The sequence below is a fragment of the Prolixibacter sp. NT017 genome (assembly GCF_009617875.1).
In the GTDB taxonomy this organism is placed as follows: Bacteria; Bacteroidota; Bacteroidia; order Bacteroidales; family Prolixibacteraceae; genus Prolixibacter.
The window spans coordinates 4,877,808-4,892,367 of sequence record NZ_BLAV01000001.1 but is presented as its reverse complement, the minus strand read 5'-3'; the positions used below and the strand labels follow the sequence as shown (position 1 = coordinate 4,892,367).

Genomic DNA, 14,560 nt, shown 5'->3' with positions numbered 1-14,560 from the left:
ATACCAAACCATGAACCGATATCTGTTCATTCTGAGTTTCCTGTTGCTGGCTTTCGCCGGAACAACGCAGGCGCGCGGAGTTATCCGCGTCAACCAACTGGGCTACCTGCCCGATGACATCAAGGTGGCCGTTTTTCTTTCACCGGAAGGAGATTTGCCACAAGAATTCGAGTTGGTTAATTCCCTTACCGGGAAGACAGTCTACATGGGACAACCGGAATTGGCAGATGGCAAACCCTGGGGAATGCCCAGTGCTGCCCGGCTCAACTTCAGCAGTTATACCAGGCCCGGAGGCTATTTCCTTCGTATCGGGAAACTGGAATCACCGCAATTCAGTATTTCGGAACATGTGTACGACGGCACCGCCGACTACATCCTGAAATACATGCGGCAGCAGCGGTGCGGGTTTAATCCGTTCCTCGATGATTCGTGTCACACGCACGACGGCATCATTGTCGATCATCCGACCCGCTCCGGGGAATTCATCAACGTCACCGGCGGCTGGCACGATGCCACCGACTACCTGCAGTATGTTACCACTTCGGCGAATGCCGTAGCCCAAATGCTGTTTGCCTACCGGGAAAATCCCGAAGCATACGGCGACCATTACAAGGCCAACGGTTTGCCGGGTTCGAATGGCGTTCCCGACATCCTGGACGAAGCGCGCTGGGGGATCAACTGGTTGCTGAAAATGAATCCGTCGGATGATGTGATGTTCAACCAGATTGCTGACGACCGTGATCACATTGGTTTTCGGCTTCCTGACAAGGACACCGCTAACTATGGACTGGGCAAATGCCGCCCGGTGTATTTCGTTACCGGAAAACCGCAGGGTTTGGGCGAGTTCAAGAACCGAACAACCGGTGTAGCTTCAACAGCCGGGAAGTTTGCATCCGCTTTTGCCCTGGCCGCCGACATTTACAAAAAATCCGATCCCGCTTTCGCGGACACGCTGATTCGAAAAGCCAAAGCCGCCTTTCAATTCGGAGTATCGGAGCCCGGGGCTTGCCAAACCGCTTGTTATGTTTCGCCCTATTTTTACGAAGAAGACAATTACGTCGACGACCTGGAACTGGCCGCTGCGGCCCTCAATGAAGCAACCGGAAAGAAAAAATATTTGCAGGATGCTGCTTACTGGGGAAAACTGGAGCCGGTAACTCCCTGGATGGAGCTGAACCGCGCCCGGCATTACCAGTTCTACCCATTCATGAACTTAGGCCATGTATACCTTGCCGCTCATGGCGATTCCGCGCAAGCGAAGGTCTTTGCCGCCGACCTGAAGCAAGGACTGGCCGACATCTACGCACGGGCAAAGAAAGACCCGTTTCTCATCGGGATACCGTTTATCTGGTGCTCGAACAACCTGGTCACAGCAGCGGCCACACAAGCCCGGTTGTACCGCCAAATCACCGGCGACCAAACCTACCGGGAAATGGAAGCGGCATTGCGCGACTGGCTCTTCGGATGCAACCCCTGGGGAACATCGATGGTGGTTGGCTTGCCGGCCGGAGGCGACTATCCGGTCAACCCGCACTCATCCTATAAAGTGATTTTAGGGAAGCTGACTTATGGCGGATTGGTGGACGGCCCCGTTTACACGTCGATTTACAACAACCTGCGCGGCATCCGCCTGCTGCATGACGATGATTACGCTGCCTTCCAAAACGGACGCGCGGTGTATCATGACGACGAAGGCGACTACTCCACCAACGAGCCCACCATGGACGGAACGGCCAGTCTTAGCTATCTTCTCTCCTCGCTTCAGAAAGAGGGAATGAAGAGCAAAACTTATGAAAATGTAAAGAAAGTACAGGGCGGCATCGTCCGGATGGACTCCCTAGAATCGACAGTTTACCTCGTTTTCTCAGCCCACGACACCAACGATGGCGGCAAAACCATCGAGAAAATATTACGCCGGAACCATGTAAAAGCTTCGTTCTTTTTCACCGGCGACTTTTACCGGAATCCGGACAACCGGAAACTGATTGTGCGTCTCCGCGAAGACGGCCAGTATCTCGGTCCCCACTCCGACAAACATCTGCTGTATGCCGACTGGACCCAACGCGATTCGTTGCTGGTGACCCGCGATGAATTTACCGACGATTTGCGCAACAACATCAAAGCGATGGAAGCCGCCGGCATTCCTGCCAAAGAAGTGACCACGTTCATGCCGCCTTACGAGTGGTACAACCGGGCCATTGCCGACTGGAGCCGCGATTTGGGGCTGACGCTCGTCAATTTCACGCCGGGCATCCGCACCAATGCCGATTACACCACACCCGACATGAAGAATTACCGCAGTTCGGACCAGTTGTACAACGACTTGGTACAATTCGAGAAAACGAAACCGGGCGGATTGAATGGCTGCATAATCCTCATTCATCTCGGAACATCGCCGGACAGGAAGGACAAGTTTTATGACCAGCTTGGCAAGGTCATCCATTTTCTGAAGGAAAACAATTATCAACCCAATAGATTCTAACGCATGCGACAAAACGCAACACCAACCAAAAGAAATCCGTGGGCGTGGATTCCCACACTTTATTTCGCAGAAGGGCTTCCCTATGTTATCGTAATGACGGTTTCGGTCATCATGTACAAACGGCTGGGAATCTCCAATACCGACATCGCTTTATATACCAGTTGGCTTTATTTGCCGTGGGTCATCAAGCCGCTGTGGAGCCCGGTGGTCGACGTGTTGCGCACCAAGCGCTGGTGGATTGTCATCATGCAGTTGCTGGTCGGTGCCGGCTTGGCCGGTGTAGCCTTGACGATTCCGATGCCCAACTTTTTCCGCTACTCGCTGGCGTTTTTGTGGCTCGTCGCGTTCAGTTCGGCCACACATGACATTGCCGCCGACGGCTTTTACATGATGGGTCTCAATCAGTACGAGCAAACCTATTTCGTGGGCATCCGCAATACCTTTTACCGCTTTGCCATGCTCACCGGACAGGGATTGCTGGTCATCCTGGCCGGTTACCTCGAAACTGCCACCGGTCTTCCGGAAACGGATATCGCCTTTCATTCCGTACCCGGAAAAGAGACAACGATACAATTCCAACCCAGTAATATCAGTTTTCCGGAAACGAAAAGCAGCGATTACGTTTTAGTTCCTTCCCAAAAAGACATTCAAATCGGCACGGTTCCGGTTTCCCGGGAAAAAGCCGACAGCGTTTTCACGGCAGTGAAAGAATGGAACATCAGCCATGGATTCTATTCTGAAGAAACTTCGCTCAAAGGAACCCCCGATGGTTCAAACGGCACAACATCCGGGTTTGCCCTGGTTGCTTACAAACTGAGCCAGCCACCGAAAGACGGAAAGGAAGTTGTCTTGAATTTTGGCATGAACTCAGGCAACAAAAGCTTTCACCTGAAGGAAGGAACCCGTTTTGTTTTCACGGACAAGAACTGGAACGAACCAGCGTTTGCCATCGTGCAGGTTGATCCGAAACTGACGAAAAAAGCGGAAGCTACCTTCTCGGGACGAGCCGGTAATATTCCGCTGGCCTGGAGTCTGACCTTTATGGTACTCGGCGGATTGTTCATCCTATTCTTCCTGTGGCACCGGTTCATACTACCCCGCCCGGCCGAAGATACCGACAAACACGAAAAGACATCATTGTCCCGCGTGATGCACGAAGTGTTCGAAACATTTGCCTCTTTCTTCCGCAAGAAAAACATTTGGGCCGGACTTGCCTTTTTGCTGCTCTTCCGGTTAGGTGAATCGCAGCTGGTGAAATTAGCCTCACCGTTCATGCTCGACGGGCGCGCCGAAGGAGGTTTGGCGTTAACCACCGGGGACATCGGTTTGATTTACGGAACCATTGGGATGATTGCCCTGACCGTCGGCGGAATTCTGGGTGGTTTTGTGGCAGCCAAATGGGGCCTGAAGAAAACCATCTGGTGGATGGCCGTAGCGATGAACCTCCCCAACCTGGTGTATGTGTACCTCGCCTATGTGCAACCGGACACCATGCTGCCCATTGTAACATCGGTTGGCATCGAGCAATTCGGCTACGGCTTCGGATTTACCGCCTACATGTTGTACATGATCTACATTTCGGACGGCGAACACAAAACCGCTCACTACGCGTTGTGTACTGGTTTTATGGCCCTGGGCATGATGCTTCCGGGCATGGTCAGCGGCTGGATTCAGGAGACCGTCGGGTACCAGCATTTCTTCGTTTGGGTCATGCTCTGTACCATTCCGGGGTTCATTCTCATTTCGCTGCTAAAAATCGACCCGAAGTTCGGAACCAAAGCAAAAGCATAAAAACACTTCCCCGCTTTCCGGCGGGGATTTTTTTGTCCTAACTTTATTTCTCAAACGGGAAATAATGAAAACAACTTCTCCGGCAACACTGGAAGAATGGAGGCAATGGCTAAAGGAAAACCATGCGAAAGAGACGGAAGTATGGCTGGTTTACCACAAAAAACATACAGGTCAGTGCTCTGTTGCATACGAAGATTCGGTTCAGGAAGCACTGTGCTGGGGCTGGATTGACAGTCTGATTAAACGGTTGAATGAAGACCGGTATGCCCGGAAATTCACACCCCGGAAACCGGACAGTCAATGGTCGGCGTCCAATATCAAGCGAATTCAGTTACTCAAAAGCACAACAAGAATTCAGCCGGCCGGTTTGGATGTTATTCCTGAAAAAGTGATGAAAGGCGATATGCCGGAGGAGGAATCCAAAACGGAAATGTGCCTGGAATTCCGGGAAGCGCTATCGCGAAGTCCCAAAGCCCGAAAACATTTTGAGAACCTGACTGAGAAGCAGAAAGATCTTTTCGTCCGGTGGATCGGTTCGGGCAAACAAAGCGCAACAAGGCAGAAACGATCAACAGAAGCCCTCAATTTATTAACAAAAGGTAAAAAGCTGGGAATGAAATGAATCTTCTGTTATGCAATTTTCGTAAATTGTGTAAAACAAATAAAAATAACCCCGATGCGTCTCTTTCTCTACATAGCCGGATATTTTCTGTTGCTGCTCGCTTTGATTGCCGCACTTTTATTTTTATCTGTTTGCCTGGAAAGAATACACCTCAGTAAAGCCATGATTGCCACCCTCCTCTTTGTAGCTCTCTTTTTCTCCGATCATGGACGCTATCTGATCCATCGTGAGCATCGTTCCCGCGAATAAATTCACCCCACGATTTCTACTCATCCAACCATTTTAAGCATTTCTGTTTCCTGAACAATAATACAATCAGGCATTTCGGATACACTTATCCCCTTTTGTTGTATTTTTTAATTTTCTGATTAAACCAATCCCGGCTTTTCCCATCCAATGAATCGTGAAACAAAACGACAGGAAATTCTCTCTATGAAAAAGATATTACTCATTAGCTTAGTCATTACAGGACTCATATTCCAGTTATATGCCCAACCGGCTCCTGCGCCTGGTGCCGCAGGAAATCCTCCTGCAACATTCCCGGGAATCGTAAAGGGAAAAATAGTGGAAGCCGGCACCAAAACCCCTATGGAATATGCCAATGTGGCTATCTATTCACAACAGGATTCATCGATTGTTGGAGGAATTATGACACAAGCCGATGGGTCGTTCCAGATAAAAAACGTTCCTCCGGGGAACTACTATCTTCAGGCCAACTTCATAGGTTACGAAAAACATACCCTTCCGGGAATTAGTATCAATCGTTCCGGTTCAGTCGCCGATATTGGTACACTGGAACTGAAACCGGCTTCAAAAGAGCTGAAGGGTGTGGACGTGGTGGCCGATAAAGCCCGGGTGGAATTTAAACTCGACCGGCGCGTGGTGAACGTTAGTCAGGAAATTAGTGCCGCCGGAGGTTCGGCCGTAGATGCGCTCGCCAACACCCCGTCGGTAGATGTTGACATCGAAGGAAATGTGTCGGTTCGCGGTAGCTCGGATTTCACCGTGCTCATCGATGGTAAACCCAGCGTACTGGATGGTAGCGACGCATTGAAGCAGATTCCGGCCAGCGATATCGAAAGGATAGAAGTTATCACCAATCCTTCGGCCAAATATGACCCTGAGGGCGTCGCAGGAATCATCAACGTGGTGATGAAGAAACACATTAAGGGGGCATTCAGTGGTGTTGCCAACCTCAGCGCAAGTAACACAAACAAAACCCGTGGAGACATGACCCTGAACTATCGAAACGACAAATGGACCTTTCTGCTTGGAGGAGATTTTCAAAACATGGTTTTTAAGGGCGAAAGAAATGTACATCAGGAACTATATAATGCCGATACGACAACTGTAATCAACTCGGTTGGTAACATGGATCGCACCTGGAAAGGGAAAGGTATTCGAGGCGGAGTCGATTACCGCATTTCTGACAATACTACGCTCAGCGTCAGCGGACGCGTAGGTGATTATACTTTCCAGAGCAACAGCCTTTCGACTCAACACACCTACGACAATTTTAACACAGACAATTATATTTACGAAGACAATACATCAGCCCGAAACGGAAACTACTGGAATTCTGATTTCACTTACAGTCACGACTTTAACAAAGAAGGACACAAACTAATAGCAACATTTTACGCCAGTGGTCGTAAGGGACCCGATAATGAATACCAAACCCGGTACCCCACCGATGCCAATGGTAATCCCATTGACCAGAATCCGGACAAAATACGGACGGTAGAAGCATCGAATGACAATGAATACCGGCTTAAAGCCGATTATACCCTTCCGGTAAACGACGAAAATAAATTCGAAGCCGGATATCAGGGACGCATCAACCGGGAATCGGAAGATTACCTTTTCGAGAATTTTGACTACACCAGTGATAGCTGGGTCAATAATCCGAATTTCAGTAGTGCCTTCGATTTTAGCCGCGATATCCACGCGCTTTATGCAATCTGGTCACACTCGACCAAATCCTTCTCGTGGCAAACTGGATTAAGGGCGGAATATACCAAGCGCGAAATGGATCACACGGCCTCGTCCGATCCGTATATCATTGACCGGGTTGATTGGTTTCCGTCTGTCCATCTGTCTCAAAAATTTGGAAGGGATATCGAACTGCAATCCAGTTACAGCCGACGCATCAGTCGCCCAAGAGGCTGGGATTTAGAACCCTTCCCGTCCTACATGGACCCGTACAACATCCGGGTAGGAAATCCGGCGTTGGAACCTGAATACACTGATTCATACGAATTATCGGTACTGAAACGTATCAAGAAGTCATTCATCTCGCTGGAAGGATATTATCGCCGTACCAATAACCTGATTACCCGTATTCAGGAGTTACACAGTGATGGAATTATCTACCACACGCGTGCCAATATGAACCGCGACCATTCGCTGGGTAGTGAATTGATGGCGAACCTCGATCTTTATCCCTGGCTTCGGATTATCGCCAGCGGAACCGTTTTCTACTATCGCCTGGAGGGAAGCGTAAACGGAGAAAGTGTCGACCGAAACAGCACCAACTTTAACTCCCGCTTAACAGCTGATGTCAAATTCACTCCGACTACCCGTTTTCAGTTGATGTCCATCTATCGCGGTCCTTCAGTATCAGCGCAGGGTGAGTACAATGGAATGGCATTCGCCAATGCATCACTGAAGCAGGAGCTGTTCAATAAGAAACTATCTGCAACCTTGCAGGTCCGTGATATTTTCGGCACGATGAAGCGAAGCGGAACATCGTATGGCGATGGTTTCAAAACCGATTTTGAATTCAAGAGAGAACCAAGGGTATTTCAGTTAACTCTAAGCTACATTATCAATAATTACCGGTCGAAGTCGAGAAATGGCAACAACCAGGAAGGCGGCGGAGACGACATAGGCTCAGAATACTAATTGTAAATCAAACTAACCAATAGGGGGCATCCATTATGGATGCCTTTTTCTTTTCCGGTAACCGGTAAAAAATTTAGAAGCTGTCTAAACAACAATAAGCCAATCCACAAAGCCGCGCTAAAGTCAGCCAAACACACCACCAATACCGGTAAATCATGGCCAAGTCAGCTGATCTGGGGATCGAAAGAGGACTTCAATTTTGAAAATCCATGAATTAAAAATTATATTTAGAGACCAATATCCGACTTCATACTAAAACTAATTAAAATGACAAAAGCTAAAAAGAACCAAAGCAACGTTTCCCGACGTGCTTTTCTCGGCACGTCCGCAGCAGCCGCTGCAGGATTTACAATTCTTCCCAGTAACACCATAGCCGGTTTGGGGCACAAAGCGCCCAGCGATAAGCTGAACATTGCCGGAATCGGTGTGGGCGGAATGGGCCGTACCAACCTGAAAAACATGAATACGGAGAATATCGTTGCATTGGCCGATGTTGACTGGAAATACGCCGGTAAAACATTCAACGATTATCCAAACGCGGTCCGTTACAAAGATTTCCGCGAATTGCTCGACAAGCAGAAGGATATTGACGCCGTGATGGTCGCTACTCCTGACCACGTGCATGCCCTGGCTGCTTACGAAGCCATGAAACTAGGTAAACATGTGTACGTTCAGAAGCCGTTAACCCACTCGGTTTACGAATCGCGCCTGCTGACCAATACGGCTAACGAAATGGGCGTAGCCACCCAAATGGGAAACCAGGGTAACTCAGGCGAAGGAATCCGTGAAATTTGTGAATGGATTTGGGCCGGAACTATCGGCGACATCAAGGAAGTACATGCCTGGACCAACCGTCCAATCTGGCCTCAAGGTCTCGAGCGTCCTACTGAAAAAGTTCGCGTACCCAGAACCCTCGATTGGGATCTGTTCCTCGGCCCGGCAGCTTACCGTCCGTACAACCCCATCTACACACCGTGGAACTGGCGTGGCTGGTGGGACTTTGGAACCGGAGCGTTAGGCGACATGGCCTGCCACATTCTCGACCCGGTTTTCAAAGCATTGAAACTAAAGTATCCAACTGCTGTTGAAGGTAGCTCAACCCAAATCAATACCGAATCGGCACCTGAAGCACAAAAGGTAACTTACTGGTTCCCTGAAAGGGATAACTTACCCAAAGTAGCCATGCCGGCTGTGAAAGTTACCTGGTACGACGGCGGTCTGTTACCCGAACGTCCTGAAGAGCTGGAAGACGGAGAAATGATGGGCGACTGGGGTGGCGGTGTCATCTTCGTTGGTTCGAAAGGAAAAATTATGTGCGGTACGTATGCACGTAATCCGCAATTGCTTCCTACCAAGAAGATGGAAACCTTCAAACAACCTGAAAAAACATTGCGTCGTATCCCGAAAGCAATGGAAGGTGGCCACGAGCAAGATTGGATTCGCGCTTGTAAGGAAGACAAGAGCAACCGTCTGGAAGCCTCGTCCAACTTCAACTATTCAGGACCGCTGAACGAGATGGTGGTAATGGGTGTGTTGGCTGTTCGTCTACAGGATCTGAAACGTCGTCTCGAGTGGGATGGTGAAAACATGAAGTTTACCAACATTGGCGATAATGACCAGATTCGCGTGGTAACCTCCGACAAATTCGAAGTAGTTGATGGCGACCCGAAATTTGATACCAAGTACGATACCATGAATGCCAAGAAAGCAGCGGAAGAGTGGATTCGTCACCACTACCGTGAAGGCTGGCAACAGATTTGATTCGTATAAATTTATTTCGAGGATGAGGTTGTTTCTGAAAAGAGGCAACCTCTTTTTTTGTATGAAATACAATTTAAAATTTTTGTAGAAACCGGTAAATAAAAATAAATTTAGAAATCCTAGTTATAACCAATTAATTAACCAGATTTATGGATCGAAAGAATAATGTCTCCCGTCGGAGATTTTTGGGAACATCCGCTGCCGCTGCTGCAGGGATAACCATCCTTCCCTCGAACACCATCGCAGGACTTGGACACAAAGCACCAAGTGACAAACTGAACATTGCTGCTGTAGGAATCGGCGGAATGGGTTTTGCCAACCTGAAGAACATGGAAACCGAGAATATCGTAGCTCTCTGCGATGTCGACTGGGGGTACAGTAAACGGGTTTTTGATTATTTCCCTAACGCCAAGCGTTATAAGGACTGGCGCAAGATGTACGATGAAATGAGCGATCAGTTTGATGCTGTTCTGGTGGCTACCGCCGACCATTCACACGCTGCTGCTGCTGCGCACGCCATCACATTGGGCAAACATGTTTACGTGCAAAAACCGCTAACTCACTCGGTTTACGAGTCTCGTCTGCTAACCAAGCTGGCCGATAAATACAAAGTTGCGACCCAGATGGGTAACCAGGGTTCGTCAGGCGAAGGCGTTCGCCAGGCTTGCGAATGGATGTGGAACGGAGAAATAGGTGATATCACCAAAGTGGAAGCTTTCACTGACCGGCCTATTTGGCCACAAGGGCTAAACCGTCCCAAAGAGGTAATGCCTGTTCCGGATACGCTGGATTGGGATCTTTTTATCGGCCCGGCTGCTTTCCGCGAATACAATTCCATTTACACGCCATGGAACTGGCGCGGATGGTGGGATTTCGGAACCGGTGCGCTGGGTGACATGGCCTGCCACGTTTTGCACCCGGTATTTATGGGACTGAAACTCGGATACCCGACCAAAGCACAGGGAAGTTCCACTCTGTTGTTGACGGATTGTGCACCGAATGCGCAAATGGTCAATCTAACTTTCCCCGAAAGGGAAAAACAAAAAGGTGTGAAAATGAACCTTCCAGAAGTGGAAGTTACCTGGTACGACGGCGGTCTCCAACCGAAGAAGCCGGAAGGTTGGCCGGAAGGCAAGAACATGAATGATGCCGGCGGTGGTGTGATTTTCCACGGAACCAAAGATAAACTGGTTTGTGGCTGTTACGGAAAAGACCCGTGGTTGCTCTCGGGAAGGACACCCAACGTTCCGAAAACGCTTCGCCGCGTAGAGAATGCGATGCAAGGCGGTCACGAACAGGATTGGATTCGCGCCTGCAAAGAAAGTCCCGAAAACCGGGTTCAACCTTCCTCACCGTTCAGCGAAGCCGGACCATTCAACGAAATGGTTGTGATGGGCGTACTCGCCGTTCGTTTGCAGGGACTGAACAAGGAACTGGATTGGGATGGCGCCAATATGCAATTCACAAACATAGGTGATACCGACTCATTGCGCATCTGCGTTGAAGATAATTTCACCATTAAAGATGGTGACCCGACCTTCAACAGGGTATGGACGGATCCGATGAACGCAAAAGCTTTTGCCAATGAATTGATTAAGCACACGTATCGCGAAGGTTTTACACTACCTGATATGCCTGCTTAATCTGCATTGATTGATTTATAGGTTATGAAAAGAAAGGGGCAACCGATTGGTTACCCCTTTTTTCGCATTAGGCAATTTAGCTATTACTGTTACTTCGTTTCTTTCGATTGAAATTCAAACTCCTGCACCTTCTCATCCGTTGGAACTTTGCGGATAATGGTAATCTTCTCCCGTCCGTTACTCAGCTTCTTCCGCTGGTAAGAAATAACATTCTTATCGCCTGAATCGAAAGAATAACGGTCGAAATGAAAACCATGCATCATCACTTTCGGTGGCATAGGCGGGAGTTTTGGCATAGGAGGAACCGCTGGGATGCTAATTTCCCCATTCCAAACGATGACATCGCTGTCATTTTTTCCTTTATGCACAAACACCTTCATCGAATCTCCTTCAACAACTTCGACCCGGTATTGAAGCAAGGAATCTCTCAATGCCTTGTCATGGAATACCCGAATGTGAGACTTCGGCATACTTTTCTGCATGATGATTATTTCCTTTCTCAGCGAATCGATTCGGGGTTTCATCATCGATTTCATCGAATCGGCAAAAAATTTCATCTGCACATTGAATTCCTTTTGCGCCACATCATGCTCCTGCATGAATTTGTCGACCTCCTGTTGGATTTCTTCATCCGTCATTCCGGTGAAAACCGTGTCCAGCTTAGCTGTTTTTCCGTTTTCGTCCACCTTAATCGTTACATGGCGGGTAACTTCTTTCTTCTGCGGTTGAAACGCCTCCTCCGGCATTGGAGCAGACGCACTAAAAGTAAAAGCAGAAAGAATCAAAATCACGGCTGCTCCGGTTGGTAAAAACATCAATTTCCTTTTCATATCTATGGTTATTAGTGAATGGCACTTGTTGATACATCTTTCACAATCAAAATTACGAACAGACTGACGAATAGCCGGTTAATGCCTTGTGAAAAACAGTTAAGGAAAAGTTAAAGCCAAATTTCGGCTGCAGATATTGACTATCTTTACGTTATGAACAAGAAGCGATTTATCGGTTTGGTTGTATTAATGGGAATCTCCCTGCTAGGAATTGTTGCCGTACAGTATTATTGGTTTCACAGTGCGGCCAAGGTCCGCAATGAGCTTTTCGACCGTTCGGTGAATGAAGCTTTAACCAGCGCTTCGAAGCGGTTGCAAACCATGCAGGATTATCCGATAGTCAACCAATACTTTTTCAACGATTCACTGCAATGGACTCCCGATCCACCGCCACCTCCTCCGCCGCCGGTTAAATTTCATGTGCAGGGGACAACCAGTTACCGGATAAAGGTTAATCCGAAGATGAACAAAATTGAGAATGAAATTCAGGTGTTTACATCGAAGCGGGATTCGATTATAACCTTACACAAAACCCATGTAAACGACAGCCTGATCCAGTTTATCACGCAAAAACAATTAAAGAAAAGTATACAGGACAGCAATCTGGCCAGAATTATTGTAAAGGATTCGATGGTGCTTCTTCCTGAGTTTGAAAAACGAATTGAAGACAAGGCGAAACAACTTAAAAATCTGGCCAAACAAATGGTGGTTGAAATCAAGGATTGGCATGCAGGTCGTGATCTGGACATGAAACAAATCCATCATGTACTGAAAGAAGAATTTGAACGAAAGGATATTCCCATTGATTTCCATTTCGTGGTCATGGCCAATGACAGCGTGATTGGCGGCGATTTACCTGAAAATGTCATCCCGGAAAATGCGCAAACCTATCAAACGGGATTATTCCCCTACGATGTGTTCAGGCAAAACCTCAAATTGAATGTTTTCTTTCCCGATAAAGACTCATTTGTGGGACGGAACATGTTTTGGCTGCTGGGGCTTTCACTCCTCTTTACTATCGTCATCTTGCTGACTTTTACCCTGAGTATCCTGTTTATTTTGCGACAGAAGAAAATTTCGGAGATGAAATCGGACTTTATTAACAACATGACCCACGAGTTTAAAACGCCCATTGCGACCATCGGGGTTGCAGCTGACTCTATTGTGAATGAAAAAGTGATTTCAGAGGAAGAAAAGGTGCGTTATTTCGCCGGAATGATTAAGAAAGAAAACCGGAGGATGAACTCACAGGTGGAAAAAATCCTCCAGATTGCCCGCATGGATCGCAATAACGGCGATTATCACTTCGAAGCAGTCAACGCACACGAACTGATTGAAAAAGCGATCCAGAGTATTTCCCTGCAAATTGAAAAACGCAAGGGACAGATTGACACCTACCTGGAAGCTTCCAATCCGGTGGTGATGACGGACGCAACACATTTCACCAATGTGATATACAACCTGCTGGATAATGCCGTTAAATATTCAGCAGATAAACCGGAGATCGTTTTACGAACCTCCTCGGTCAGCAAAGGGATTTCCATAACGGTAGAAGATCACGGTATTGGAATGAACCGCGCTGTTCAGGCAAAAATATTCGAGCGCTTTTACCGGCAACCTACCGGAAATATTCACAACACCAAAGGTTTTGGTCTGGGGCTCAGCTACGTAAAAGCTGTTATCGATGCCAACAAGGGAACCATTACAGTTCACAGTGAAGCCGGCAAAGGCAGCCGCTTCGTCATTTTCATTCCTTATACGCTGGAAAATGGATGAGAAAAAACACATATTTTTCGTTGAAGACGATCTAAGTTTCGGAGCCGTTCTGAAATCCTACCTGGAAATCAACAACTACTACGTGACCTGGGTGGACGACGGGAAGTACGCCGTCGAAAAGTTTCACAGCGGCGATTATCAGCTTTGCATCCTCGATGTGATGCTGCCCAACGTTGATGGTTTTTCCATTGGTCGGGAGATTCGCACCCTTTCTCCCAAAGTGCCCATGATATATCTAACCGCCAAGGCGCTCAAAGAAGACATCCTCAACGGGTACAAAATCGGGGCCGACGATTACATCACCAAACCGTTCGATACAGAAGTACTGCTCTGTAAAATCGAGGCCATCCTGAAAAGGGGAACTGACCGAATGAATGATCCGGACCAGATATTGATGGTTGGCCAGTACCACTTCGATCCACATTTAAGAACGATCGAACTTAACGGGGACATTCGCCAATTGTCGCCCAAAGAATCGGCGTTGCTTCATCTGCTTTGTGAACACAAGAATCAACTCCTTCCAAGAGAAGTAGCGTTAAAGCGAATTTGGGGAGAAGATGGTTACTTTACCACCCGCAGCATGGATGTATTTATCACGAAATTAAGGAAATACCTGAAAGACGATCCGGCTATCGAAATCAAAAACATTCACGGAAGTGGGTTCATTATTACGGACGAATAGGTATTTCTTTTACTGAAAATACATTAACTTTGTCACAGCGTTTTATGCTATTCTATCATTATTAATCAT

At 47.9% G+C, this 14,560-nt stretch carries 10 protein-coding genes; 9 read left to right on the top strand and 1 reads right to left on the bottom strand.

Annotated features, from left to right (window positions below):
* Positions 1-10 precede the first annotated feature (10 nt).
* The 7 genes from GJU87_RS20320 to GJU87_RS20290 all read left to right on the top strand — a co-directional run bounded on the left by GJU87_RS20320 (position 11) and on the right by GJU87_RS20290 (position 11,203).
* A complete protein-coding gene (locus GJU87_RS20320; RefSeq protein ID WP_153641141.1) occupies positions 11-2,482 on the top strand; it encodes a glycoside hydrolase family 9 protein in 2,472 nt (823 codons plus the stop codon).
* A 3-nt stretch (positions 2,483-2,485) separates the two neighbouring features.
* The gene (locus GJU87_RS20315) at positions 2,486-4,273 is read left to right on the top strand and encodes an MFS transporter (protein WP_153641140.1); all 1,788 of its coding nucleotides are present in this window, start codon (positions 2,486-2,488) and stop codon (positions 4,271-4,273) included.
* A gap of 64 nt (positions 4,274-4,337) precedes the next feature.
* On the top strand, positions 4,338-4,895 hold the full coding sequence (locus GJU87_RS20310) for a YdeI family protein (RefSeq protein WP_153641139.1): 558 nt from the start codon (positions 4,338-4,340) through the stop codon (positions 4,893-4,895).
* Between the two features lie 54 nt (positions 4,896-4,949).
* Positions 4,950-5,144, top strand: a complete 195-nt coding sequence (locus GJU87_RS20305; protein ID WP_153641138.1) for a hypothetical protein — start codon at positions 4,950-4,952, stop codon at positions 5,142-5,144.
* A 183-nt stretch (positions 5,145-5,327) separates the two neighbouring features.
* A complete protein-coding gene (locus GJU87_RS20300; RefSeq protein ID WP_194831598.1) occupies positions 5,328-7,799 on the top strand; it encodes a TonB-dependent receptor domain-containing protein in 2,472 nt (823 codons plus the stop codon).
* A gap of 267 nt (positions 7,800-8,066) precedes the next feature.
* The gene (locus tag GJU87_RS20295; protein ID WP_106541360.1) at positions 8,067-9,560 is read left to right on the top strand and encodes a Gfo/Idh/MocA family protein; all 1,494 of its coding nucleotides are present in this window, start codon (positions 8,067-8,069) and stop codon (positions 9,558-9,560) included.
* A 149-nt stretch (positions 9,561-9,709) separates the two neighbouring features.
* Positions 9,710-11,203 (top strand): Gfo/Idh/MocA family protein, encoded by a 1,494-nt coding sequence (locus GJU87_RS20290; protein ID WP_153641136.1) that lies wholly within the window; start codon positions 9,710-9,712, stop codon positions 11,201-11,203.
* A gap of 89 nt (positions 11,204-11,292) precedes the next feature.
* On the opposite strand, the gene GJU87_RS20285 is transcribed toward GJU87_RS20290, so the two are convergent.
* Positions 11,293-12,033, bottom strand: a complete 741-nt coding sequence (locus GJU87_RS20285; RefSeq protein WP_153641135.1) for a hypothetical protein — start codon at positions 12,031-12,033, stop codon at positions 11,293-11,295.
* Positions 12,034-12,186: 153 nt separating this feature from the next.
* Between GJU87_RS20285 and GJU87_RS20280 the strand changes: the two genes are divergently transcribed.
* Complete coding sequence (locus GJU87_RS20280; RefSeq protein ID WP_153641134.1) at positions 12,187-13,809, top strand: sensor histidine kinase KdpD; 1,623 nt, start codon at positions 12,187-12,189, stop codon at positions 13,807-13,809.
* A complete protein-coding gene (locus GJU87_RS20275) occupies positions 13,802-14,491 on the top strand; it encodes a response regulator transcription factor (protein ID WP_153641133.1) in 690 nt (229 codons plus the stop codon). Before GJU87_RS20280 ends, GJU87_RS20275 begins: the two co-directional genes overlap by 8 nt.
* Positions 14,492-14,560: the final 69 nt, after the last annotated feature.